The 23,622-nt window shown below is 43.2% G+C and carries 22 protein-coding genes; 18 read left to right on the plus strand and 4 right to left on the minus strand.

The window, feature by feature from the left end; translation table 11 throughout:
* Window positions 1–5 precede the first annotated feature (5 nt).
* Window positions 6–3,050, plus strand: coding sequence for an efflux RND transporter permease subunit (locus tag Q91_RS09775; RefSeq protein ID WP_015006735.1), 3,045 nt, complete (start codon window positions 6–8; stop codon window positions 3,048–3,050).
* Here Q91_RS09775 and Q91_RS09780 read toward each other — a convergent pair.
* Both Q91_RS09780 and Q91_RS09785 read right to left on the minus strand, forming a co-directional pair.
* Window positions 3,047–3,745 carry a DUF3379 family protein gene (locus tag Q91_RS09780; RefSeq protein ID WP_223253216.1) on the minus strand — a complete coding sequence of 233 codons (699 nt, stop codon included), beginning with the start codon at window positions 3,743–3,745 and terminating at the stop codon, window positions 3,047–3,049. The two genes, Q91_RS09775 and Q91_RS09780, sit on opposite strands and share 4 nt — an antisense overlap.
* Window positions 3,742–4,251 (minus strand): sigma-70 family RNA polymerase sigma factor, encoded by a 510-nt coding sequence (locus tag Q91_RS09785; RefSeq protein ID WP_015006737.1) that lies wholly within the window; start codon window positions 4,249–4,251, stop codon window positions 3,742–3,744. Before Q91_RS09785 ends, Q91_RS09780 begins: the two co-directional genes overlap by 4 nt.
* A 627-nt stretch (window positions 4,252–4,878) precedes the next feature.
* Here Q91_RS09785 and Q91_RS09790 point away from each other — a divergent pair.
* The 17 genes from Q91_RS09790 (at window position 4,879) to Q91_RS09870 (ending at window position 20,996) form a co-directional block, all read left to right on the plus strand.
* Entirely contained in the window at window positions 4,879–7,080 is a 2,202-nt protein-coding gene (locus Q91_RS09790; RefSeq protein WP_015006738.1) for a primosomal protein N', read from the plus strand.
* A gap of 107 nt (window positions 7,081–7,187) precedes the next feature.
* Window positions 7,188–8,945 carry an arginine--tRNA ligase gene (gene argS / locus Q91_RS09795; protein WP_015006739.1) on the plus strand — a complete coding sequence of 586 codons (1,758 nt, stop codon included), beginning with the start codon at window positions 7,188–7,190 and terminating at the stop codon, window positions 8,943–8,945.
* Window positions 8,945–9,523, plus strand: a complete 579-nt coding sequence (locus tag Q91_RS09800) for an SPOR domain-containing protein (RefSeq protein WP_015006740.1) — start codon at window positions 8,945–8,947, stop codon at window positions 9,521–9,523. Before argS ends, Q91_RS09800 begins: the two co-directional genes overlap by 1 nt.
* A 39-nt stretch (window positions 9,524–9,562) precedes the next feature.
* A complete protein-coding gene (locus tag Q91_RS09805) occupies window positions 9,563–10,645 on the plus strand; it encodes an endonuclease/exonuclease/phosphatase family protein (protein WP_041230538.1) in 1,083 nt (360 codons plus the stop codon).
* Between the two features lie 109 nt (window positions 10,646–10,754).
* The gene (gene rlmKL / locus Q91_RS09810; RefSeq protein ID WP_015006742.1) at window positions 10,755–12,959 is read left to right on the plus strand and encodes a bifunctional 23S rRNA (guanine(2069)-N(7))-methyltransferase RlmK/23S rRNA (guanine(2445)-N(2))-methyltransferase RlmL; all 2,205 of its coding nucleotides are present in this window, start codon (window positions 10,755–10,757) and stop codon (window positions 12,957–12,959) included.
* Between the two features lie 271 nt (window positions 12,960–13,230).
* Entirely contained in the window at window positions 13,231–13,524 is a 294-nt protein-coding gene (locus Q91_RS09815; RefSeq protein WP_015006743.1) for a putative quinol monooxygenase, read from the plus strand.
* Window positions 13,525–13,751: 227 nt separating this feature from the next.
* A complete protein-coding gene (locus Q91_RS09820; RefSeq protein WP_238538328.1) occupies window positions 13,752–14,081 on the plus strand; it encodes a potassium channel family protein in 330 nt (109 codons plus the stop codon).
* A gap of 147 nt (window positions 14,082–14,228) precedes the next feature.
* Window positions 14,229–15,071: a S1 RNA-binding domain-containing protein gene (locus Q91_RS09825; RefSeq protein WP_015006745.1), complete on the plus strand. Its 843-nt coding sequence runs from the start codon at window positions 14,229–14,231 to the stop codon at window positions 15,069–15,071.
* Between the two features lie 21 nt (window positions 15,072–15,092).
* On the plus strand, window positions 15,093–15,314 hold the full coding sequence (locus tag Q91_RS09830; protein ID WP_015006746.1) for a DUF3622 domain-containing protein: 222 nt from the start codon (window positions 15,093–15,095) through the stop codon (window positions 15,312–15,314).
* Between the two features lie 23 nt (window positions 15,315–15,337).
* The gene (locus Q91_RS09835; protein ID WP_015006747.1) at window positions 15,338–16,066 is read left to right on the plus strand and encodes an ABC transporter permease; all 729 of its coding nucleotides are present in this window, start codon (window positions 15,338–15,340) and stop codon (window positions 16,064–16,066) included.
* 5 nt (window positions 16,067–16,071) lie between these two features.
* Complete coding sequence (gene arfB, locus Q91_RS09840) at window positions 16,072–16,485, plus strand: alternative ribosome rescue aminoacyl-tRNA hydrolase ArfB (protein WP_015006748.1); 414 nt, start codon at window positions 16,072–16,074, stop codon at window positions 16,483–16,485.
* Between the two features lie 110 nt (window positions 16,486–16,595).
* Window positions 16,596–16,934, plus strand: coding sequence for a zinc ribbon domain-containing protein YjdM (locus tag Q91_RS09845; protein ID WP_015006749.1), 339 nt, complete (start codon window positions 16,596–16,598; stop codon window positions 16,932–16,934).
* An 83-nt stretch (window positions 16,935–17,017) separates the two neighbouring features.
* On the plus strand, window positions 17,018–17,305 hold the full coding sequence (locus Q91_RS09850; RefSeq protein WP_020932042.1) for a DUF2607 family protein: 288 nt from the start codon (window positions 17,018–17,020) through the stop codon (window positions 17,303–17,305).
* 68 nt (window positions 17,306–17,373) lie between these two features.
* Entirely contained in the window at window positions 17,374–18,756 is a 1,383-nt protein-coding gene (locus Q91_RS09855; protein ID WP_015006750.1) for a carbohydrate porin, read from the plus strand.
* 57 nt (window positions 18,757–18,813) lie between these two features.
* Complete coding sequence (locus tag Q91_RS09860; protein ID WP_015006751.1) at window positions 18,814–19,713, plus strand: metal ABC transporter solute-binding protein, Zn/Mn family; 900 nt, start codon at window positions 18,814–18,816, stop codon at window positions 19,711–19,713.
* The gene (locus tag Q91_RS09865; RefSeq protein ID WP_015006752.1) at window positions 19,710–20,462 is read left to right on the plus strand and encodes a metal ABC transporter permease; all 753 of its coding nucleotides are present in this window, start codon (window positions 19,710–19,712) and stop codon (window positions 20,460–20,462) included. Before Q91_RS09860 ends, Q91_RS09865 begins: the two co-directional genes overlap by 4 nt.
* A 297-nt stretch (window positions 20,463–20,759) precedes the next feature.
* A complete protein-coding gene (locus Q91_RS09870) occupies window positions 20,760–20,996 on the plus strand; it encodes a hypothetical protein (RefSeq protein WP_015006753.1) in 237 nt (78 codons plus the stop codon).
* A gap of 166 nt (window positions 20,997–21,162) precedes the next feature.
* Here the strand turns inward: Q91_RS09870 and Q91_RS09875 are convergent, their stop codons facing one another.
* Together Q91_RS09875 and gcvPB are read right to left on the minus strand one after the other, a co-directional pair.
* Complete coding sequence (locus Q91_RS09875) at window positions 21,163–22,158, minus strand: carbohydrate kinase family protein (protein WP_015006754.1); 996 nt, start codon at window positions 22,156–22,158, stop codon at window positions 21,163–21,165.
* Complete coding sequence (gene gcvPB / locus Q91_RS09880) at window positions 22,158–23,609, minus strand: aminomethyl-transferring glycine dehydrogenase subunit GcvPB (protein ID WP_015006755.1); 1,452 nt, start codon at window positions 23,607–23,609, stop codon at window positions 22,158–22,160. Before gcvPB ends, Q91_RS09875 begins: the two co-directional genes overlap by 1 nt.
* Between the last annotated feature and the right edge of the window lie 13 nt (window positions 23,610–23,622).

The following is a 23,622-nucleotide window of genomic DNA, read 5'->3' on the forward strand; positions in this document are numbered from 1 at the left end:
TTGCTTTGAACTTTACCAGCATCTTCGTTAAGCGACCTGTATTAGCCAGCGTTGTTAGTTTAATTATTTTGGTGTTGGGCTTGCGCTCAATAGCTTCACTAGAAATACGTGAGTACCCAGAAACCAAAGATACCGTCATCTCTATTACTACGTCTTACCCTGGCGCTAGTAGTGAGCTTATAAAAGGTTTTATTACCACTCCCTTACAGCAGGCCATTGCCCAAGCTGAGGGAATAGACTACCTTTTTTCTTCCAGCACACAAGGTCTCTCATCCATTGAGGCTCATATGCGCCTCAATTATGACGCTAATGCCGCAATAGCAGAAATACAAGCCAAGGTGGCTAGTCAAAGTAGTGTATTACCTCAAGAAGCACTAGACCCTATCATCACCTCCAAAACAGGGTCTACCACTTCGCTGATTTATATCGCTTTTGTTAGTGACACCATGAAAGATATTCAAATCGCCGATTATCTATTGCGTGTCGTTCAACCACGATTACAATCCATTGAAGGTGTTGGCCAAGCAAGCCTCTTAGGCAATAGCACATACGCAATGCGTATTTGGCTAAAGCCAAAAAGGATGGCTGCTTTAGGTGTGAGCGCTGAAGATGTCTCTGCCGCCTTACGCAGAAACAACTACCTTTCCAGTGTTGGTAAAACAAAAGGCACACTGGTCAGTGTTGAGATGGGCGCTACAACCGATGTCGCTAAAGAAGAAGATTTCTTAACACTGGTCGTTGGCAAACAAAACGACACCCTAATTCGTTTATCTGATATAGCCGATGTTGAACTTGGCGCCGAAGGTTACGAAAGCGAAAACCTCTACAGTGGAAAGCCTGCTGTTTTTATGACGGTAGATCAATCGCCCGACGCAAACCCGCTTGATGTAGCTAAACGGGTTAACCTTGCCATGGTAGACATTAATAATAACTTGCCCGAGGGACTTGTGTCTCACATGCCCTATGATGCGAGTAAATTTATCAGCGACTCCATCAACGAGGTAGGAAGAACCTTACTTGAAGCCATCAGCATTGTTATTGTTGTTATTTTCCTATCGCTAGGCACCATGCGTGCTGCGTTTATACCGGCAGTCACCGTTCCTTTATCACTCATTGGTGCAACTTTCATTATGCTAGCGTTTGGTTTTTCATTAAACCTACTGACCTTGCTGGCGATGATCTTAGCAATTGGCTTAGTGGTGGATGATGCTATCGTCATGGTTGAAAATATTCACCGCCATATCGACATGGGAAAACCACGTATTCAAGCAGCCATAGATGCCGCAAAAGAACTCAGCTTGCCTATCATCGCAATGACAACTACCCTTATTGCCGTCTATTTCCCTATAGGCTTTATGGGTGGATTAGTTGGTACATTGTTTACTGAATTTGCTTTTTCTTTAGCTGCTGCTGTCCTTATTTCTGGCATTGTTGCGCTAACACTCGCTCCTATGCTGAGTGCTCGCATTCTAAAAAGCTCTGAAAGTGCCGGCCGATTTGAAAAGTACGCTGAACACTTTTTTGAAAAATTAGCCAGTGGCTACAAAAAAACTGTTTCGCCTTTATTATCAACCCCATCTATTCCCGTTATATTTGGTTTGGTTGTGTTATTAAGCCTTTACCCGATGTACCTGTTATCAAAATCAGAATTAGCTCCCATTGAAGACAGGAATTTGCTTATCGCGATGGGTACGGCACCGCAGACATCTACTCTTGACTTTTTACAACAACAAGGCAAAAAGCTATCAGATATTTTTGAAGCCATGCCTGAGTATGATCATAGCTTCATCTTGCTGGGGCTAGGGAATGATACGACTAAATTACTTGGCGGCCTAAAAATGGGCCATCAATCCACCCGCGAACGTACTCAGATGGAGATACAGCCCGAGCTCCAACAAAAAGTGGCCTCGCTTACAGGTGTGAGAACAGCTGTTGTACAGCCACCAGGTCTTCCAGGCGCAGGCGGTGGATTGCCTGTACAGTTTGTTGTTATTTCTGACGCTGATTATAGTCAAATTAGTGATGTAACAGGTGAGCTGATTGGTAAAGCTATGCAAAGCGGCAACTTTATTTTCTTACAAAAAAGCATAGAATTTGACAGACCTAAGTACAATTTGATGGTTGATAAAGACCGTGCGGCAGATTTAGGGATCAGCATGGAAGAAATAGGCCGTAACTTATCGGTTTATTTTAGTGAAGGTTATGTGAATCGCTTTAGCATGCAAGAGCGAAGCTATAAAGTGATTCCGCAAGTAGCCGATATTAGTCGCTCAGATATTGAAAAACTTGATAACATTTACCTAAAAACCTCATCAGGCAAGAAGGTTCCTATCAGTTCAATCGTCACCGTATCAACGCAAGTTGAACCGGCTAAACGCACACAGTTTCAACAACTTAACAGTATAACTATTGAGGGCTTATTACGCCCAGGTGTGACCATGGGAGATGGCTTAGCTTATCTTGAAGAAGAAGCTCAAAAATCTTTCCCTAGAGGCTTTAAGTGGGACCACACGGGTAGTTCACGACAATACAAACAGCAAGGTAGCGCGCTTGTTCTAACTTTCTTTATGTCATTGTTAATTATCTACTTAGTACTAGCCGCCCAATTTGAAAGTTGGCGTGACCCGCTTATTATTTTAGTGTCGGTGCCTTTATCGTTGGCCAGTGCAATGGCTTTTATTATGCTAGGGGTCGCAACGATGAATATCTATACTCAAGTTGGGCTTATTACCTTAATTGGGCTGGTCGCTAAAAATGGTATCTTAATTGTTGAGTTTGCCAATCAATTACAAATTACGGAAAAGCTTTCTATTCGAAATGCCGTTGAGGAGGCAGCTACAGTACGTTTAAGGCCGATCCTAATGACAACTGCATCGATGATTGTTGCGATGGTTCCGCTGCTACTTGCATCAGGCCCTGGTGCGGTTAGTCGGTTTGATATTGGGTTAGTTATTGCTACTGGCTTAGGTATAGGCACTATATTTACACTTTATATTCTGCCTGCTTTTTACTTGATTTTTGCTAGGGATCACTCAAAAGGCAATGATTAGAGCCATTCTACTGCGTTGCTGGCAAATTCCTCGTCTGGTATATCAGTCGCTGTACCAGCTAAGACGGCCATCGAGCCATTTTTCAATGGCTTAACCCAGCCATGTAAACCGGCATAATGGAAAGGTAGGGTTTTATCTAGACTGATGTCTGGCATATAAATAATCGTTATGGCTTGCTGATGGTATTGATACACCATGTGCAAGCCATAACTATCTCCAATAGGGCACTTTTTTGCAAAGCTAATATTTTTAGCTAACCTCACCCGTATACCAAACTCTTTACTCAACTTTATGAGCTCTTGCTCATTAAGCGGGTAAGCCACATGCGTTGAAGATGCCCCATCGTGTGAAAAGTGTTCGTAAACTAACTGATCTATTGGCAACACTGACTCTTCGTTTTGCGTTGGTATAAACGTTACCAAGCCTACCGCTAATAGTAACGATGCCGCAAAGGCAATCGGCTTCATTTTAGTCGCACTCCAAAAAGGTGCCTTATACACATAGTCTCTTATCGAATGCTTTAAACCGCTTGGAACACCTCGGTTAACAACCTCTTTTAATTGCTGCTCAAACAAGTTTTCTTGCGCTGCAAATATTTGACACTGCTCACAGGATGCTAGGTGCTCTTTGGCCTCTGTCCCAACCTCATTTGCTGCGACTGTATATTCAAATTTAAAATCATCACATTTCATCATTCACCTGCCCGGCCCGCTTCGGGCCTTAAAACACTTCTTAACTTCTGTTTTGCCCTAAACAAACGGGTCATGGTCGCACTTTTAGAAATATGACAAACCGAGGCGATTTCTTCACAGCTTAATCCAACAATTACCTGCAACAACAGCGGCTCTTTATATTCATTCGCAAGCTCATTCAATGCCTGCTTAAGAGCAAACGCGTCAGGACTCGTATCATTGTCTACATCCCTCAAACTCAACATATCTATATCGAAATCAACTATCTCCGGCCGGAAGCGTGCATATTGACGGGCATGTTCATTTCGCAAGATCGTCATCAGCCACGCCTTACTGGATAAACTATCACGTAATTTATCCAATGACTTCCAAGCACGCATACAGGTCTCTTGAAGCAAATCTTCAGCCATGTTTTTATCGTGACATAGCCAAAGCGCGTAACGAAAAAGTTCATCACTATATGCCAACACTAAGCGCTCATATTCCAGTTTTTTACGTTTCTGTTGCAATATTAGACCTCGATAGCACCGGCTATCTTTCAAGTTAAAAAATGATGCCACACCCAGCAGAAAATTCTTCCTGATTAACTATTATCATCTTTGACAACCTTATTCTGGTACACCTACACCAATAACACAACGAATGGTCAATCTCACGCTATGGCTAATAATTAACACATTAAGCTGAACAAAAAGATAGTGATAAACATTGATAGTCTAAACAAATAACAGGAATATAAAGACATTCACGGCAACACTTAACTTGACCTTCTTATTTGTAATAATTTAGCTGAAAGGCGCCTTAAGCCCTATACACAAAGACTTCTTATTCACAAGCTAAAAACACTAGATTAGTCGCCATAAACATATTGCGACGCAATGATTAAAATAACCCTTGCATTATATAACTTGTTGTTTTTTATAGATATGTTAACAATGGTTTATTTTGTTACAATTTGATGTCAGCCCTTTTTGCATGGGCTTTGAGAGCTATTATAAATAGATAATCCACATAGTTATCCACAGAAAATGTGGATAAAATAAAAACCATAGTTAACTCATTAAGTTAGCGATTTATTGTAGATTTTTTTAATCTTTTCAGGCTAACTGATACAAAACAAATAACGCTTTTACTTGATGTCTGATTTTTACCTCAATATTGCTGTCGACACCCCCCTGCACCGTATTTTTGACTATCTCCCGATAAAAAATTCGGCTCGCTCTGATTACCAAATCGGCCAGCGTGTTTTTGTTTCCTTTGGCCGATTAAAAAAAATTGGCGTTATTCTTAACATTTCTTCGTCAACCGAACTTAGCCGAAAACAACTCAAACCCATCTCCCAATTAATTGATAGACAGCCTCTAATATCGCTTGATGACTTAAAACTATATAAATGGGCTGCTAACTACTATCATCACCCTATCGGCGAGGTGCTTGCTCAGGCCTTCCCAAAACAGCTTCGAGCCGGATTAACACCCACTATAGAGCTCACCACGCGATACGCATTATCCAAACATGGCCTGACACTCGATGAAAATTCCTTAAAACGCTCCCCAAGGCAGCTAGGCTTATGGCATCAACTAAAAAACGCCGATGCACCTGTTGATCGTGATTTCTTTTCCACACTTGACTGGAACTGGCGCTCGCCCCTTAAAAGCATGATCGAGAAAGGCTGGGTCACTGCCTCACAAGAACACAACACAGCCACACACTCTCCGACCACACCTTTATTTGACCCAAACCCGGCCCAACAAACTGCCATCGACTCAATTGCTAAGGCACTCGAAGGCTTTCAAGTATTTTTATTAGATGGCGTCACCGGTAGTGGAAAAACAGAAGTTTATCTTCGACTTATTCAGCACGTCATTAGTGCTGGAAAACAGGTGTTAATTTTATTGCCTGAAATCACCCTAACACCTCAATTAGCTCAGCGATTTAGGCAACGCCTAACAGCACAGATGGTCATTTCACATTCCGGCCTTAACGACACTCAACGAGCTCAAGCCTGGCTTAGATTAAAAGAAGGCCTTGCCAATATATTGCTGGGCACCCGCTCGGCAGTATTCACGCCGATGCGTACGCCCGGCCTGATCATTATGGACGAGGAGCATGACATATCATTCAAACAGCAAGAAGGCTTTCGCTATTCCGCTCGAGATATTGCTGTTATGCGTGCAAGAGACTACAGCATCCCTATCGTATTAGGCACTGCAACACCCTCGCTCGAAAGTCTATACAACGTACAACAAGGTCGTTTCAAACAATTAGTGTTGCCCGAGCGTACCGCAGGTGCCTCACACCCTGATATTCGTTTATTAGACTGCCGAAACCAAACGTTAGACAATCATTTAAGCCAATCGCTTTTAAAAGCGATTGGCAAAACACTTGAGCGGAACGAACAAGTCATACTCTTTGTGAATCGCCGAGGCTTTGCACCCGTGTTAATGTGTCATAGCTGTGGTTGGGTTGCACAGTGTCGTCGTTGCGACTCTCGTCTAGTCATTCATAAAAATGCCAATTTACTTCGATGCCATCATTGCGGAGTTGAACATGCCATTCCGAATACCTGCCCATCGTGTCAACAAGCAGAATTATTTCCATTAGGGCTTGGGACTGAGCGCGTTGAAGAAACATTGAGCTCGCACTTTCCTGACACCCCTGTGAGTCGAATTGACCGCGATAGCACACGACAAAAAAATGCCATGCAGTCAGTCATTGACAAAGTACATGAAGGCGGCGCTCAAATTTTAGTCGGCACGCAAATGCTTGCTAAAGGACACCACTTCCCAAATGTGACCTTAGTAGGCATTGTTGATATTGATGCAGGGCTGTTTAGTTGTGATTTCAGAGCTAGCGAACGTATGGCCCAGCTTATTACCCAAGTCGCTGGCCGTGCAGGACGCGAAGAAAAACTCGGCCGGGTACTCATTCAAACCCACCACCCCGAGCACCCCTTATTAAACACCTTAATCACGCACGGCTACACGCGTTTTGCAAAAGAGGCACTGGATGAAAGGCAGCAAGCCCAATTGCCCCCCTACCATTATCAAGCTCTATTACGAGTGAACGCCATCAATGAACAAGCGGTTCTAAACTTCCTAAACGATGCTAAGGAGTTGATCTCTACGATTCAAGCACCGCTGATTCAAATTCTAGGCCCCGTTCCAGCCCCCATGCTAAAAAGGGCGGGACGGTTTCGCTATCAATTATTAATTGAATCGGCCCAGCGAAAACCCCGCCATCAATTTTTACAGCAGCTTTTACCGAAACTTGAAAAACTCAAATCCTCGCGTAAGGTACGTTGGTCCATTGATGTTGATCCCATTGACTTGTTTTAACAGCGTTTAGACTTGCAAGTTTTACCCCACAAGCGATAATACGCAATGACAACGGTGTTCAACACCGAACAGCTATTCAGCGCATCAATCAACGATCTAAATTTACTATGAAAACACGTTTGGCCTCTTTGCTTCAGCAAGCCATTTCATCGCTACAAACTCAAGGCGAATTGCCTGAAGAGTTAACGCCTACTATCAAAATTGAGCATACTCGTGACCCATCTCATGGTGATTACGCCAGTAACGTTGCAATGATGTTGGCAAAGCCTGCAAAAAAGAACCCTCGCCAAATAGCCCAAGCTATTATCAATAGCTTGCCAGAAGACAGCGACGTATTAAGTGTTGATATAGCCGGCCCAGGCTTTATTAATTTTTTCATCAACCCGCTTAGCCAACACGCCGTCATCAAACAGATTCTTGAACAAGGTTCTCGCTTTGGCACCTCCAATATTGCCAAAGGTAAAAAGGTACAAGTTGAATTCGTTTCAGCGAACCCAACCGGGCCCCTTCACGTAGGGCACGGAAGAGGTGCGGCCTACGGTGCAACCGTTGCTAATCTACTGACAGCCATTGGTTACGATGTCCATCGCGAGTATTACGTTAATGATGCTGGCCGCCAAATGGACATCCTAGCTACCAGCGTATGGCTACGATATTTAGAACTTTGTGGTGAAAGCATCCCGTTTCCAAGTAACGGTTACAAAGGTGGCTATATTGCTGACATTGCAACGCTGATTAAACAGTCACATGGCCAAACCTTTAACATGCCTGTCAGTGATGTGTTTCTTGATATCCCCGCCGATGAGCCTGATGGCGGCGACAAGGAAAAACATATTGACGGCCTTATTGCGCGTGCTAAAGAGTCCTTAGGGGATAAAAACTACCGCATTCTTTTTGACGCCGCATTAACATCCATTCTCGGCGATATTCGTCAAGACCTTGAAGACTTTGGCGTTCATTACGACGATTGGTTTTCAGAACGCTCACTTATGGACAAAGGAGCCATTGATCGAGCCATTGAAAAGCTTAAAGCTTCTGGCTATATGTACCAAAAAGAAGGTGCTTGGTGGTTTAAATCAACCGAGTTTGGCGATGAAAAAGACCGTGTTGTTATTCGCGATAATGGCTTAACCACGTACTTTGCCTCCGATATAGCCTATCATTTACACACCCTCGAACGTGGTTACGATATCATCGATGTATGGGGCTCTGACCATCACGGCTATGTGCCACGTGTTAAGGCGGCTTTGCAAGCGATGGGCGCAGACCCCGAGCGTATGAAAGTCTTGCTGGTCCAATTTGCCGTTTTGTATAAAGGTGGCGAAAAAATGCAAATGTCGACCCGTTCTGGTCAATTTGTAACACTTAGGGAGTTACGCGATGAAATCGGCGCTGATGCTGCACGCTATTTTTACGTCATGCGTAAAGCCGAGCAGCACATGGATTTTGACCTTGATTTGGCTACCTCGCAGTCCAATGAAAACCCCTTATATTACGTTCAATATGCTCATGCGCGTGTTTGTAGTGTGATGCGATTACTGACAGAAAAAGGCCTCAGCTATAGTGCACAGGAGGGTTTAAAGCATTTAGATCAATTAGCGCAAACGCACGAAACCAACCTGATTGATACCTTAAACCGTTACCCAGAAAAACTGACGCAAGCCGCTCAGCAATACGAACCACATCAACTTAACCATTATTTACGTGAACTTTCTACGCAGTTTCACAGTTATTACAATTCACACAAATTCATTGTTGATGATGTAGCACTGATGCAAGCTCGCCTAGTTCTTATTAATGCAACAAAGCAAGTCCTAGCCAATGGTTTACAGCTACTGGGCGTTAATGCACCGGAGTCCATGTAGTGCCTAGAGATTACAAAAACCGAATTAACAGCAATAACGCGCGCAAAAAAAAACGCCCTATTCCCGGTTATTGGTGGCTAATTACTGGCCTATTAATTGGCGGTTTTGCGATGTTTTTATCTGACTTGGAAGAAGCGCCAAATAAACCCGTTACTGATGTGAAGCGACCTGTTAGCCAACAAGACGTACGTGATGTAAAAAAGCCCATCGCAACAACTGCAAAACCCATCGACAGCACTAAACCACGTTTTGATTTTTATCAAATATTGCCCGACATGGAAATTGTTATTCCTGAGCATGAAATTGAAGAAAGGCGTCGGCTAGAAGGCACTGGAAAAAGCAAACCTGGCACCTTTATTATTCAAATAGGTTCTTTTAAAAAAGCTCAGCAGGCTGATACTCTTCGCGCCCGCTTAGCATTGTTAGGTATTGAATCGACCGTACAAACAGTAAACCAAAGCGGTAGCATTTGGCACCGAGTTAAATCGGGCCCGTACACTTCCTTTAGAATGGTCGATAAAATTCAAAATCGCTTGCACCGCAACAATATAGACAGTATCGCTATCAAACTAAAATAACGTGTAAATCAATAGACCAGATGCAAGTACATTCATAACATGGATATAACAAAGGTCTTTTATCGACTGTTATTTTCCCTTAGCCTCTGTCTTTTAGGGCTGTTTGCCTTAGTGTGGTTTAGCACATACCACCCACCAGCTCTTCAACAAGAAGCGGTATACTGTGGCGAAAACACACCCCGTTTAACGGCGGGCCAAACCCTTAAGCTGTATAACCAAAATGTTCAATTTATGGCGGGGAAAAACTATGTTTTTTTCTATGACCTGCCTAATAATACCGGTCCCGACGAACGCCCTTCTAGCGACGACATCACAAAAACCCTGAAGGGTTTAGCCAACCTAATTACACAGCAAAATCCGGATATTATCCTCTTACAAGAAGTCGATGAAGGTGCTCAGCGAACAGATCATGCCGATCAATTAGCTCAATTACTTGAGTTGCTTCCCAGCGATTATGCCTGTCATACCAGTAGCTTTTATTGGCAAGCCCGTTATCTCCCTCACCCACGTATCATGGGCGCTGTGGGCACCAAGTTGAGTATTATTTCAAAATACAAAATAACCACGGCTACACGCACTCAACTCAGCCTTATCCCACAAGACCCCATCACGCAATTATTTAACCTTAAGCGTGCCTTACAGGAAGTTCACCTGCCCATAGAGGGTGCAGATAAACTGGTGCTTTTGAACACTCACTTATCCGCCTTTTCCAAAGGCTCCGACACCCTTGAACGGCAAGTAACACAAATTAATCAACAATTACATTCGCTTAACCAGACTCAAACGCCTTGGGTTCTTGCTGGCGATTTTAATTTACTGCCGCCTAATGCCTATCCATTACTCGCACAAGAACAACGTCGCAATTACGATCAACAATCTGCAATAGAAACCTTGTACCAACAACATTTAGCGGTACCCAGCCTTGCAAACACGCAATCCGAGCAACGCAAAGCATGGTTCACCTATGCCCCCAATAGTTCATCAAGCCGAGACCCTGACCGGACAATCGATTATTATTTCTACAGCCCAAATTTATCTGTACAAAATGCGTTTGTAGAACAAGCTCAGTCACTCACTTTATCTGACCACATGCCAGTAATTGCTTCCTTTACCTTGCCGTAAAAACGATTAAAATGCGCATAGCGCTTAAGTTTTTACCGCTAAGGACCCAGCCTTCTTAGTTCGTTGCAAATCAAGCACCACTAGCCGACCCACCTTAAAAAGGATATCCATGCCACAACTCAATAACTATTTCGCGACAACCGCCAAAGGCATGGAGCTGATCTTAGCCGACGAACTGGAACAAATCGGCGCCTTGCAAGTAAAACCAGCTGCCGGTGGAGTTTATTTTGAGGGTGAATTGGAAATGGCTTTACGCGTTTGCCTATGGTCTCGCCTTGCTAATCGCGTCTTAGTGCCCTTGGCTCGATATGCAGCACAAACACCTGAGCAATTGTATGCCGGTGCCTTAAAAATAGATTGGTCCAAGCACTTCGATGTCTACAACACTTTTGCCATTGACGCTTCTATTAGACGTTCAAAAATTAACCACTCGAGATATGCCGAGCAAGTTATCAAAGATGCTATTGTCGACCAATTTAAAGAAGCAACAGACGAGCGGCCAAACGTCCAGCGTGAGCAACCAGACATTCGCATTAACGCATATATCAATGAAGATAAAGTAACGCTTAGCTTAGACTTATCTGGCGACAGCTTACATCGTCGTCATTATCGTACTGAGTCTGTAGAAGCGCCATTAAAAGAGAACCTTGCCGCGGCTATTTTAATTCGCGCAGGCTGGTCAAAAATAGCCGCCGAAGGCGGTGCTTTATACGACCCCATGTGTGGGTCAGGTACCTTTTTAACAGAAGCCGCCATGATGGCCGGCGACATTGCACCTGGCTTGCTGCGTGAGTATTTTGGCTTTCAAGCCTGGAAACACTTTAACCCCACAATATGGCAACGACTGATAAAAGAAGCCGAATATCGCCGAGAAAAAGGCCTACATAACATCCCACCCATCACCGGCTCTGATATCAGCATCAAACACGCTGGCATTGCTAAAGCCAATATTAAAGCGGCTCATCTTACAGACGTTATTAAGGCCACCAGCTTACCGCTTACAAAAGTAGCCCCCGATCCGTCATGGAAACCTGGCTTGTTTATCGTTAACCCACCGTATGGTGAGCGACTCGGCGACATTAAACAACTCAAACCCTTATATCAAGAAATTGGCAGCATCCTAAAGGCCCGCTTTAACGGCTGGCAAGCCTCTGTGTTTACCGGTAATGTTGAACTTGCATTTAATGTTTCATTAAAGTCACATAAGTCGTACCAACTATTTAACGGCGCTATCGCTTGTAAAGTCTTTAACTTTTCGGTGACCCCAGAACGGCACTTTGAAGGACAGCATGCCAGTCAGCAACAACACATTGGCGACAATTTAAAAAAAGCCTTACTACCGACACCCGGTGATTGGAGCGACGGCGCTACCATGCTGGCAAACCGCCTGCGCAAAAACATTAAAAAACTCTCCCCTTGGGTGAAGAAAAACAACATCCATTGTTACCGCTTGTACGATGCAGACTTACCCGAGTACGCATTGGCCATTGATGTTTACCAAGGCGAAAAAAAGTGGGTACATGTACAAGAGTATGAAGCCCCAAAAACCATTGATGAGGCTAAATCTATTCTACGTCTTCGTGATGCCTTAGCCGTTATGCCAGAGGTATTAAACATCCCTCCCCAGCAATTATCACTGAAAATTCGTCGTCGCCAAAAAGGTCACACACAATACGAAAAACAAGGCACCGACGGTGGTTTCCATGAAGTCAGCGAAGGGCAGGCAAAGTTTCTCGTCAACTTCAAAGATTACCTCGATACAGGTTTATTCTTAGACCATCGCCCGATACGTTTTTGGATTGGCGAACACGCCGGCGGTAAACAGTTTTTAAACTTATTTGCCTACACAGGCGCGGCAACTGTACATGCGGCACTGGGCGGTGCCACCACGTCTACAACTGTGGATATGTCAAAAACCTATTTAGATTGGGCAAAAAATAATTTTGAGCTAAACCATTTAAACTTAGACAAGCACCAGCTTATTCGAGCTAACTGCATGGAATGGCTTGATACTGCCGTAGAAGAGCAAAAAAAGTACGAGCTTATCTTCATTGACCCACCCACTTTTTCCAACTCAAAACGGATGGACAATGTGTTTGATATTCAACGTGATCATGTTGAATTAATTAATAAAGCGGCAAAGTTACTAAGCAAAAAAGGCACAATGATCTTTTCAACTAACTTTCGAAAGTTTAAATTAAACGAAGCCTCGCTCACCCACTTGGCTGTTCAAAATATTAGTCAAAAAACAATATCAAAAGACTTTGAACGAAATCCAAAAATACATTATTGCTGGTCACTAACACACCGTTAACCCGTTTTAAATATTCAAAAACGTACACGATAAAACAGCTTGCTTACTCATTTTACTGTTAGGCCAGTTTATTAGTCGCTGGTTTTGGCCTGATTCTCGGTTTATAAGGCCTACTCCCAAATATCGAGTTTTTTCGTTCTTCACAACGCTTTATTCCCTTATGTAACGGTGAATAAAGCCCAGTCTCAGGGTATTTCCTCATTCTTGCGGGCTTTAGTTTATAGGCATATACTGGACAGTCCTACGGGCAAACCATGTAAAAGGTATCGCTATGACAGTTGATGTTATTTTAGATTTACAAGTTAACCCTGAAAACCGAGAAGAGCTATTAAGCGTTTTTATGTCGATCCTACCCGACACACGTGCCTTCAAAGGCTGCAAAAGTGTTTCGGTAACCAGTGATGAGGACGATAGACACCATATTGTTTTACTTGAAAAGTGGGACCAACGCAGTGACTACGAAAGCTATATGGCCTGGCGGACGGAGCGTGGCGATATTGATAAACTCGCCAATTTATTATCATCACCGCCTACTACCCACTACTTGACCACTGTCCCAATCTAACCCCACTCGACCTAGTGGCGGAATACCCTTAAGGCCGATAAATCGTTCATACGTATGAACACGATAATTTTCTGCCCGCCAGTATACAATCAACCAATAACCATTACGTTTAGCCCCTATTCTTCAAATCAATGTTTCATATATTTTTTTTAAATTCGCTCGTTGTCGCCATTGCTGTGATCATCCATTACGAATTTTTATACCGTGTTTCTCGATATATCCCAAAAATGAAATTAAAGCATCGACTGAGAATACTGTTTGGCGTTTTTACTGCGCTTATTGCGCATGCGGTAGAGGTTTGGGTCTTTGCCTTTGCGTTTTACTTTATGCATCATGCTGAAGGCTGGGGGCATTTAGAAGGCAATTTTGATGGTAGTTTGCTTGATTGCACGTATTTATCTTTCACCACCTTTACAACCTTAGGCTTTGGGGATATTCAACCCATCGGTGATTTGCGCCATTTAACCGGCTTAGAGTCATTAACCGGACTGGTATTAATCACCTGGACGGCCTCATTCTTATATTATGAAATGCAACGTTATTGGGATAATCGATGACGCAGTAATGTTAACCTTCGGTCACGCCGCTCTTTGGCAAACACAGCGTCAATAAAGCGTCTTGATGCAAGGAAGCCATCTGTTTTAATCATCTAAACTGTCAACGACCTGTATAATTGCCAGCACACCGAATATTAGGAGTACACCATGGTTACGCTAGGAAAAACACATCAATTAGAAGTCATCAAGTCGCTCGACTTCGGCTTTTATTTAGATGCTAAAGAATTAGGTGAAGTTCTCCTGCCAAACAAGCAGGCTCCAAGTGATTTAACCGTTGGTTCGTTGATTTATGTTTTTTTATACCTCGACTCAGAAGACCGCCCGATTGCCACCACAAAAAAGCCCAAAGCTCAGGTTGGTGAATTTGCCTACCTAACAGTCGTGGCACGTACACATGTGGGTGCTTTTTTGGACTGGGGGTTAGAAAAAGATGTTCTTGTACCATTTGCTGAACAACATCGACCAATGGATGTTGGCAAATCCTATTTAGTCTACTTATACCTCGACAAGAATGATGGGCGCATTGTCGCTTCATCAAAAATAGACAAGTTCATCGATGATGAAGCACCTCATGACTTTACCCCACAACAGCAAGTTGACCTTATCATTGCGAACAGCACCGACTTAGGCTTTAAAGCCATCATTAACCATTCACATTGGGGGGTTTTATACAAAAATGATGTCTTCCAAAAATTAAGTTTCGGGCAATCAAAAAAAGGGTTTATTAAACGTATTCGACCCGACGGTAAAATAGACTTAAGCCTCCAAGGCGGCAAAGAAACACGCGATAAATACAGTAAAATTATTCTTAATTATTTAAAAAAGAACCATAACTTTGCACCGGTTCACGATAAATCCAGCCCAGAAATCATCTCTGACACCTTCGGGATGAGCAAGGGTGCGTTCAAAAAAGCCATTGGTGGTTTATATAAGCAGCGCATTATCAATATCGAAAAAGATGGCATACGCTTGCTAGAAACAGATTCTTAAACTCAAGACAAACTTATACTTATGAGCATTACTAAAAAGTACACTTTTCAAACTTCCGCAGAAAAAGATAGCTGGAGAGCCGACATCATTCGTCGCGCCAGTTCAAAAAACACGGTTATTTCTAAAACCCAAACGGGGTTTAAATCAGAAGCTGAAGCCGTCCAATGGGCAGAAAAAGAACTCGCCTTGTTTTTAAAAAAGCAAAGCGCTCGAAACAAGCGCCAAGCAGATAAACGCACCTAACTAATACAGTTAACAGCGATTAGATGGGACACGATATTCAAAATATTCCTCTGTTAAATCTAGCGCTATCTTTTATCCCTGTTCTTTTCGCCTTGGCTATTTTGTTTAAATGGTCATTAGAGTCAAGCAACGCACTTTATGCCCTAGCACGCATGTTGGTTCAGTTGCTTTTAGTCGGCTACCTGTTGAGCTACATTTTTAACGCTGATAATGCTGCCATTGTTATCACTGTTCTAGCTATTATGGTCTTTGCCTCCAGCTGGATTGCTCTAGGCACGATCCCGATAAAGCGTAACCTATTGTATAAACAAGCCTTTCTCTCCATTATTGTTGGTGGTGGTTTTACCCTGCTGGTTATCACTCAAGGTGTACTTAATTTAAAACCATGGTATTTGCCTCAAATCATCATTCCATTAGCTGGAATGATTTTCGCCAATGCGATGAATAGCGTTAGTTTAGCCGCTGAGCGTATCCATGCAGAAATAGATCGCCATGTCTCTTACTTGGAGGCGCGGCGTATTGCACTTCATGCCTCACTGATCCCGGTTATAAACTCGCTATTTGCGGTTGGCCTAGTCTCTTTGCCGGGCATGATGACCGGGCAGATACTATCTGGGGTATCACCACTGATTGCTGTGCGTTATCAAATTATGGTGATGTGTATGATTTTCGCCTCTTCGGTACTCTCGGCTGCCTTTTTCCTTGTTTTGGCTAAACCAATATTTAGCACCCGTTTTACTAAACCGCAATAAAGTTCATGTTAGTCATCACCCCTCATATCACCCTTGCTGATGATGAAATTAAGCTTACAGCTATCCGCGCGCAAGGAGCTGGGGGGCAAAATGTAAATAAACTCTCATCGGCCATTCATTTACGTTTCGACATTAACGCATCCTCCCTGCCTGAGCTTTTTAAACAACGATTATTAAGTCGACAAGATCACCGTATTAATAATATGGGTATTATCATCATTAAGGCTCAGCAATACCGCACCCAAGAAAAAAATCGTGCCGATGCGCTAGAACGCCTAAAACAGATCATAAAAAGCGTAACGGTTAGTCAAAAAGCTAGGCGAGCAACCTCGCCTAGCAAAAATGCTAAGAAAAAACGGACTGATAATAAAACTCAACGCGGCCAATTAAAAAAGCTACGTGGCAAACTAACCGAATAACCTAAAATCATTAATCGCTAAACACCCCCTTAGTCCTTTTAACTGGCCAATAAGACAGGTAAAAACTTATAATGGTATTTCCCCCATTAGCTCACACAAAAGGATCTAACATGAGTGCTTTACCTAATTGCCCCCAATGCAACTCAGAATACACCTATGAAGACGGGACTGTGTATATCTGCCCTGAGTGTGCTCATGAGTGGTCCGCCAATTCAAGCGAAACCGACACTGACAAATTAGTCATAAAAGACTCAAACGGTAACCTTTTACAAGATGGTGATAGCATCACTGTTATCAAAGACTTAAAGGTTAAAGGCTCTTCATCTGTTGTAAAAGTCGGCACTAAGGTAAAAAATATTCGCTTAGTTGAAGGCGACCATGACATTGACTGTAAAATCACTGGTATTGGCCCAATGAAGCTGAAATCTATATTTGTAAAAAAAGCATAGCCGTTATATATTGCCTAGTTGTTTAGAATGACTCTAAAATCAGCTGTCGGTATTAACCTTCAGCACATATTCCATTTCAATAAATGAAAAAACGGCAACAAGTCTTAATACCTATTGCACTGATAAGCATGATGCTTATCAGTCAAATGGCTGCGCTTGCCCATTCTGTAGAGCATTCCTTTCACAAAGCCAGCCATTCGTGCACGGTATTTGTCCAGTGTGAAAAGTCTAGCAATGGACTCGTTTCGGCTATTCGACTCCCCGCTGTTCCACTATTGTCTAAAACACATGTTGATGGCATTCCCACTCAGCAAGTTCCTCTACTAAAAACAGCTTATTTCGCTCGCGCACCTCCCTTTACTTTCTTGTAAACCACATTTTAACGTTACGCGATGGACTGACCTTGCGTGACTACCTTTTTGTTACAGGAGAGTTACTTATGCGTAAAGCATTTACTATGGCTGCAATAATCGCCAGTTTAATTATTTCTACCCCGGCACTTTCTAACACTGAAATTGCCTTATTAAAACAACAGCTAGACACCCTTAAAAAGAACTATGAACAACGCATTGAGGCCCTTGAGTCTAGATTAATAGAAACCGAAAAAAGAACGCAATATGTCGAACTTAAAACACAGGAAGCAGCAGTTAAACCGAAACAGAGCAGCTTCCTGACCCAAAATTCTTTCAATCCAGCCATTAGCCTTATTCTCGATGGTCGTTTTGCCGACATGAGCAATGACCCCGATGATTACGCATTGCCCGGCTTCATGCTCGGTGGCGAATCTGGCCTAGGTAGCCAAGGGTTTGCAGTGGGCGAAAGCGAACTGGTCATGAGCGCTAATATTGACAACACGTTTTATGGCAAAGCCACTCTTGGCTTTCATAATGATGACGGTAGCACCGAAGTAGACCTAGAAGAAGCCTATATACAGACATTAGGTTTAGGGAATGGCCTAACTATCAAGGCCGGTCGTTTCTTTTCTGCCATGGGGTATCTGAATGAACACCATGTTCACACTTGGGATTTTGCCGATGCGCCGTTAATTTATCGCGGCTTATTTGGCGACCAACTTAGGGATGATGGTATTCAACTAAGTTATATAGCACCGACCGAAACTTTTTTACAGTTAGGCGCAGAAATTATGAGTGGTAGCCAATTCCCATCCGCTGGCGAGCAAAGTGGTATTGGCGCAGCAACAGTATTTGCTAACATCGGTGGTGATATCGGCATCGAACACAGTTGGCAATTGGGTTTAAGTCATTGGCAAGCTAATAACATAGAAGGTCGTACAGGTGGTGGCCATGCCCATGGTGAAGAAGATAGCGCTGAAGAAACCCCATCTTTTGATGGCGATAGCAAAATAAACGCTGTTGATTTTGTCTACAAATGGGCGCCCAATGGTAACCCTAAAAACCAACATGTTAAGGTACAGTTTGAATATTTTGACCGTAAAGAAAACGGCACCATTAGCATGCTAAACAGTGGCCCACCTCTAGAAGAAACCAGCTTCGACGGCCATCAAAAAGGCTGGTACGCACAAACTATTTATCAATTTAAACCTCGGTGGCGAGCAGGGCTTCGTTATGACCAGTTAGAAAGTGATAACACTGGCTTCGATGACGATGTGTTAATGGAAGCAGGCTTAGATAGCGACGGTTTTAAACCTAAACGTATGAGTGCAATGATCGAGTGGTTACCGAGTGAATTTTCTCGGATACGGCTGCAATTTAACCGTGATAAATCCTACCAGGAATCAGATGATCAGATTTTCTTACAATACACTACTAGCCTAGGCAGTCACGGCGCTCATCAATATTAAAAACAAATCGCACAGGCCTTTTGTGCCTGTGCGGCATTCATTTGTTTGGAGACAATTATGTTACATCCATGGAAAAAAAAATTTATTTTATTACTCACTCTGCTCAGCCCATTTTACGCCCACGCTGAACTCAATATATTTGCATGTGAACCTGAATGGGCAGCGCTAACTAAAGCTCTCGGTGGTGATAAAGTACACGTCAACAGCGCTACAACTGCGATGCAAGACCCTCATCATATACAAGCACGCCCTAGCCTGATTGCCAGAATGCGCCGCGCCGACCTGTTAGTTTGCACAGGTGCAGACCTCGAAACAGGCTGGCTTCCTTTATTACTACGTAAATCTGCTAACCCTAATGTGCAGGTCGGTCAAACAGGCTATTTTATGGCTGCTGACTACGTTAGCCTGATGGACAAACCAACCGTGCTTGATCGTAGTCTCGGTGATATTCATGCTGCCGGAAACCCTCACTTTCACCTAGATCCTAAACGCATCGCTCAAGTCTCCGTGGCCTTAGCTGACAGGCTAGCAATGATTGATCCCTCTCATCAAGCATATTACCAACACAACCTAGCAACCTTTACTCAGCAATGGCAACAGGCAATGCAGCAATGGGAACAGCGAAGCAAACCATTACGCGATAAACCTATCGTTGTAAGCCATAATAATTGGGTCTATCTATCAAGCTGGTTAGGTTTAAAGCAAGTAGCAACTCTAGAGCCAAAACCCGGTATTCCAGCAAGTAGCACTCACCTTGCTAAGGTACTAAGCACATTGAAAAAAGAACCTGCTCAGATGTTACTTTATGCTAGTTACCAAAGTGATAAATCGGCACGTTGGCTAAGCAGTAAAACGGCGCTCCCCGCCATTGCTTTACCCCTCAGCCCTGATAATAATGAAACTCTAATTAATTGGTTTGATCGACTCCTCAGTCAATTATTAAATGTTACATCATGAACATTGAAGGACTTCAACTTTCGATTATTGGGCCGGCATTTATTGTCGGCCTACTGGTCCTCGCAACGCATGTCCCCCTTGGGCAAGAAGTTCTAAAACGCGGCATTATTTTTATTGATCTAGCTATTGCACAAATGGCTGGTTTAGGGGTTATCGTAGCCTGGCATTTTGGCTGGGAAGCACATGGCTGGGAGGTTCAAGTCGCCGCTTTATCTGCTTCTTTAATCGGCGCATTAGGCTTAAGCTGGGCCGAAAAGCACTGGGGAAAACACCAAGAAGCCCTTATTGGCATTAGTTTTATCTTAGCCGCTACCGCTAGTATTTTGCTGCTTGCTAATAACCCACATGGCGGTGATTCACTGAAAGACTTACTGGTCGGTCAAATATTATGGACCACTAGTGATCAACTTTTACCTACGGCCTTGGTAACCTGCTTAATTGTCTGGCTATTATTTAACTTTCGAAACCGCTTAGGTAATCTTGTTTTTTACATTTTATTTGCGTTAGCGGTTACCAACTCTGTTCAACTGATCGGGGTGTATCTAGTGTTTGCGAGCTTAATTATTCCTGCACTGGGTAGCCTGGGGCATAAAAAACCACTCTTAATTGGTTTTCTCATTGGTGCCACCGGTTATGGGTTTGGCTTAATTGGCTCATCATTATTTGATTTACCCAGCGGTGCTGTTATCGTCTGGAGCATTGCAATAACTGCCTTATTATTCAAATTTATTGTCAAACCAGCTTCATAGCAGCTTAATTAACAATTAATCGCTCATTAAAGACCTAAAAGGTAACTGTTCTTCAGTCAGCTCTTAACTTTAACTTTCAACGGAGGCTCTAGTATTTAAAGAGCCTCCATTTCTATCAGCACAGCCGATTAACCGCCATTTAAGGCTGTGAAAACTACTGGCTAGGCTAGCCTCAGCAAGCTGTTTTCATAAGCTAACTAGAGACCCAGCACGCCAATAAAATTTATATTCTTGTGTTGACATAAAAGATATAGCATGAGATATTGTGCACCGCATCATTTAACAAAGGAACAGATTATGACAACCATAGATGAACTAGAAACCAAGTCTAAAGAGGCCATTACACACGCAACCGAGCTAAACGAAACGCTTGTTGAAGGTGCCTCTAAAGCAACAAAAGAAACAGGTATTTTCTATAAACGAATTATTGAAGGCAAACCAACAGACCTTTATCACATTACTAACGCTTTTAAGAAAATAATGGCAAACAACATTGAAGCAACTCAGCAATTTTTTAACTCATTTAAAAAATAAATGACCGCTTCGCTGTAACAATAGCTAATATGAGTCGTGTATTTCGCGACTCATGTTAGCCAATACTGTTAACCAGCCGTTGATAACGGCTTGGTTAGCTTTAGGGCTTAATCTCGTCATTGCACGACGATATAGGTCGTCCTACACCCCTTTTATAACAACTTCTTTAAAATGAGCCGCCAAACTGTTCTGCATACTGCATTTTGAGCTCATCTAGCGTCACAACATGGTTTTGCGTACCCGCATGGGCTATTTTAATCGCCCCCATTAGCCCCGCAATACGCCCTGTTACTTCCCAATCCAAGCCATTCATCAAGCCGTATAGCAAGCCACCGCGATAAGCATCACCACACCCTGTAGGGTCGACCAATGCTGTTGCTTTTGCAGGCGGAATATCGATACGCTCCGTCTTGGTATAAACCAACGACCCTTCTGCGCCTTTAGTAATAATTAATGCCTCTACTTGCTCAGCTATTTCATGTGGTGAAAGGCCCGTCTTTTCTTGCAACATCGCCGCTTCATAATCATTTAAAGTCACCCATGTTGCTTGTTCAATAAACGTTTTTAATTCATCGCTATCAAACATTGGCATACCTTGACCCGGGTCAAAAACAAATGGAATACCCGCTTCAACAAATTGCTTAGCATGTTCAATCATCCCTGCTTTACCATCCGGGGAGACTATTCCAATGCTTATATTCGCATCGCTAGGCACCTTGTTAAGCTCGGAGCGTCCCATTGCACCAGGATGAAAAGCAGTAATTTGGTTATCATCCATATCACTGGTGATATAAGCTTGACCGGTAAAGTCATCTTCCAGCACTTTTAGATAGTCTTGCTTTACGCCTGTTTTAAGCATCCATTGCGCATAAGAAGCGAAATCTTTACCCACTGTTGCCATGGGCAATGCGTTTTCACCCAACAAGTGTAAGTTATAAGCAATATTGCCTGCACACCCACCAAACTCACGGCGTAACTCAGGTACAAAAAAGGATACATTCAACATATGTACTTTATCGGGCAATATATGGTGTTGAAATTTATCAGGAAACACCATAATCGTATCAAATGCCATTGAGCCACAAATTAATGCTGATTGAGGCTTAGCGTTCATGTCAGCACCCGCTTCGGCATTTATATCCTTTGACTCTACAGCACTCATTAATTTAACTCCTGCCATACTACATCCAACTGTTTAACCGCTTTGACATCATCTAAGCGTCTTACAGGTAGACTATAAGGCGCATTTTTTAAGCTTTCTGGCTGCATTTTTGCTTCATCTAAAATTTTCGCCATCGTGTCGACAAATTTATCGAGCGTTTCTTTAGCTTCAGTTTCTGTTGGCTCAATTAACAAACACTCAGGTATTAACAATGGGAAGTAGGTTGTTGGCGCATGGAAGTCATAATCCAAGAGACGTTTCGCCACATCCATCGCCGTTACATCAAGTTCTTTTGCTTGTTTTTTAAGCGTTAGAATAAATTCGTGTGTAGCACGCCGCTCAGGGTATGCAGCGTCATAACCTGCCGCCATTAAACGTTTCAATAAATAGTTTGCATTCAAGGTCGCAAAGTCTGCAACACGTGACATCCCCTCTCTACCGAGCATTTTTGCATAGATATAAGCTCGTAACAAAACACCCGCATTACCTGCAAAAGCAGACAAGCGACCAATCGTCTTAGGGCAATCTTGTTCATCTAATAACACGTACTGCCCTTCTTTCTTACCAACAATTGGTACTGGCAAGTACGGTTTCAAGCGCTTGCTGACGCCTACTGGCCCTGCCCCTGGCCCACCACCACCATGTGGTGTAGAGAACGTTTTGTGCAAGTTCATATGAATCACATCAAAACCCATATCACCGGGGCGTACTTTACCCAAAATGGCATTCAAGTTAGCCCCATCGTAATACAACAACCCCCCGGCATCATGCACAATGCCAGCGATCTCTTTTATTTTACGATCAAAGACACCTAACGTACTTGGATTTGTCAACATAATGCCCGCAGTTTGCGGGCCAATCGCCTCTTTTAGCGCCTCAATATCAACATCACCATTCTTTCCAGTGGGAATTTCTCGCACTTTATAACCACACATAACAGCCGATGCTGGGTTAGTACCATGTGCCGCATCAGGGACTAAGATTTCACAACGCGCCGTATCGTTACGCTCATCGTGATAGGCTTTAATCATCGCCACACCCGCGAACTCACCTTGAGCACCGGCCGCAGGAGACAAAGAGACTGCCTGCATCCCTGTAACCTCTTTTAACATGCCTTGTAGTTCATACATACACGATAAAAACCCCTGACCGTGCAAGCTAGGCCCAAGTGGGTGCCGCCCAGTAAATTCAGGTAGACTCGCTAGCGTATTGCAGGCACGTGGGTTGTATTTCATCGTACAAGAACCCAACGGGTAAAAATGCGTATCTATCGAGAAGTTTTTCTGAGATAAGCGCGTAAAATGACGCACCACCTGCATTTCTGAAACCTCAGGTAAATTTGGCTTGGAGGTTCTTAAGGCGTCTGCAGGCAATGAAGCCAAAGCATCATTATCTTGCGGCAACTGAGCGTTTGACGCCCGCCCACTGTGCGATTGCTCGAATATCAGCATGTCAAATTTATCT

Source organism: Cycloclasticus sp. P1 (assembly GCF_000299965.1).
Classification (GTDB): domain Bacteria; phylum Pseudomonadota; class Gammaproteobacteria; order Methylococcales; family Cycloclasticaceae; genus Cycloclasticus; species Cycloclasticus pugetii.

Bases quoted from the DNA above. Each gene is read 5' to 3' on its own strand.
- Q91_RS09780 (WP_223253216.1), bottom strand. From the start codon at position 3,745: ATGATGAAATGTGATGATTTTAAATTTGAATATACAGTCGCAGCAAAT.
- Q91_RS09790 (WP_015006738.1), top strand. From the start codon at position 4,879: ATGTCTGATTTTTACCTCAATATTGCTGTCGACACCCCCCTGCACCGT.
- argS (WP_015006739.1), top strand. From the start codon at position 7,188: ATGAAAACACGTTTGGCCTCTTTGCTTCAGCAAGCCATTTCATCGCTA.
- Q91_RS09805 (WP_041230538.1), top strand. From the start codon at position 9,563: ATGGATATAACAAAGGTCTTTTATCGACTGTTATTTTCCCTTAGCCTC.
- rlmKL (WP_015006742.1), top strand. From the start codon at position 10,755: ATGCCACAACTCAATAACTATTTCGCGACAACCGCCAAAGGCATGGAG.
- Q91_RS09815 (WP_015006743.1), top strand. From the start codon at position 13,231: ATGACAGTTGATGTTATTTTAGATTTACAAGTTAACCCTGAAAACCGA.
- Q91_RS09820 (WP_238538328.1), top strand. From the start codon at position 13,752: ATGAAATTAAAGCATCGACTGAGAATACTGTTTGGCGTTTTTACTGCG.
- Q91_RS09825 (WP_015006745.1), top strand. From the start codon at position 14,229: ATGGTTACGCTAGGAAAAACACATCAATTAGAAGTCATCAAGTCGCTC.
- Q91_RS09830 (WP_015006746.1), top strand. From the start codon at position 15,093: ATGAGCATTACTAAAAAGTACACTTTTCAAACTTCCGCAGAAAAAGAT.
- Q91_RS09835 (WP_015006747.1), top strand. From the start codon at position 15,338: ATGGGACACGATATTCAAAATATTCCTCTGTTAAATCTAGCGCTATCT.
- arfB (WP_015006748.1), top strand. From the start codon at position 16,072: ATGTTAGTCATCACCCCTCATATCACCCTTGCTGATGATGAAATTAAG.
- Q91_RS09845 (WP_015006749.1), top strand. From the start codon at position 16,596: ATGAGTGCTTTACCTAATTGCCCCCAATGCAACTCAGAATACACCTAT.
- Q91_RS09850 (WP_020932042.1), top strand. From the start codon at position 17,018: ATGAAAAAACGGCAACAAGTCTTAATACCTATTGCACTGATAAGCATG.
- Q91_RS09855 (WP_015006750.1), top strand. From the start codon at position 17,374: ATGCGTAAAGCATTTACTATGGCTGCAATAATCGCCAGTTTAATTATT.
- Q91_RS09860 (WP_015006751.1), top strand. From the start codon at position 18,814: ATGTTACATCCATGGAAAAAAAAATTTATTTTATTACTCACTCTGCTC.
- Q91_RS09865 (WP_015006752.1), top strand. From the start codon at position 19,710: ATGAACATTGAAGGACTTCAACTTTCGATTATTGGGCCGGCATTTATT.
- Q91_RS09870 (WP_015006753.1), top strand. From the start codon at position 20,760: ATGACAACCATAGATGAACTAGAAACCAAGTCTAAAGAGGCCATTACA.
- Q91_RS09875 (WP_015006754.1), bottom strand. From the start codon at position 22,158: ATGAGTGCTGTAGAGTCAAAGGATATAAATGCCGAAGCGGGTGCTGAC.
- gcvPB (WP_015006755.1), bottom strand. From the start codon at position 23,609: ATGCTGATATTCGAGCAATCGCACAGTGGGCGGGCGTCAAACGCTCAG.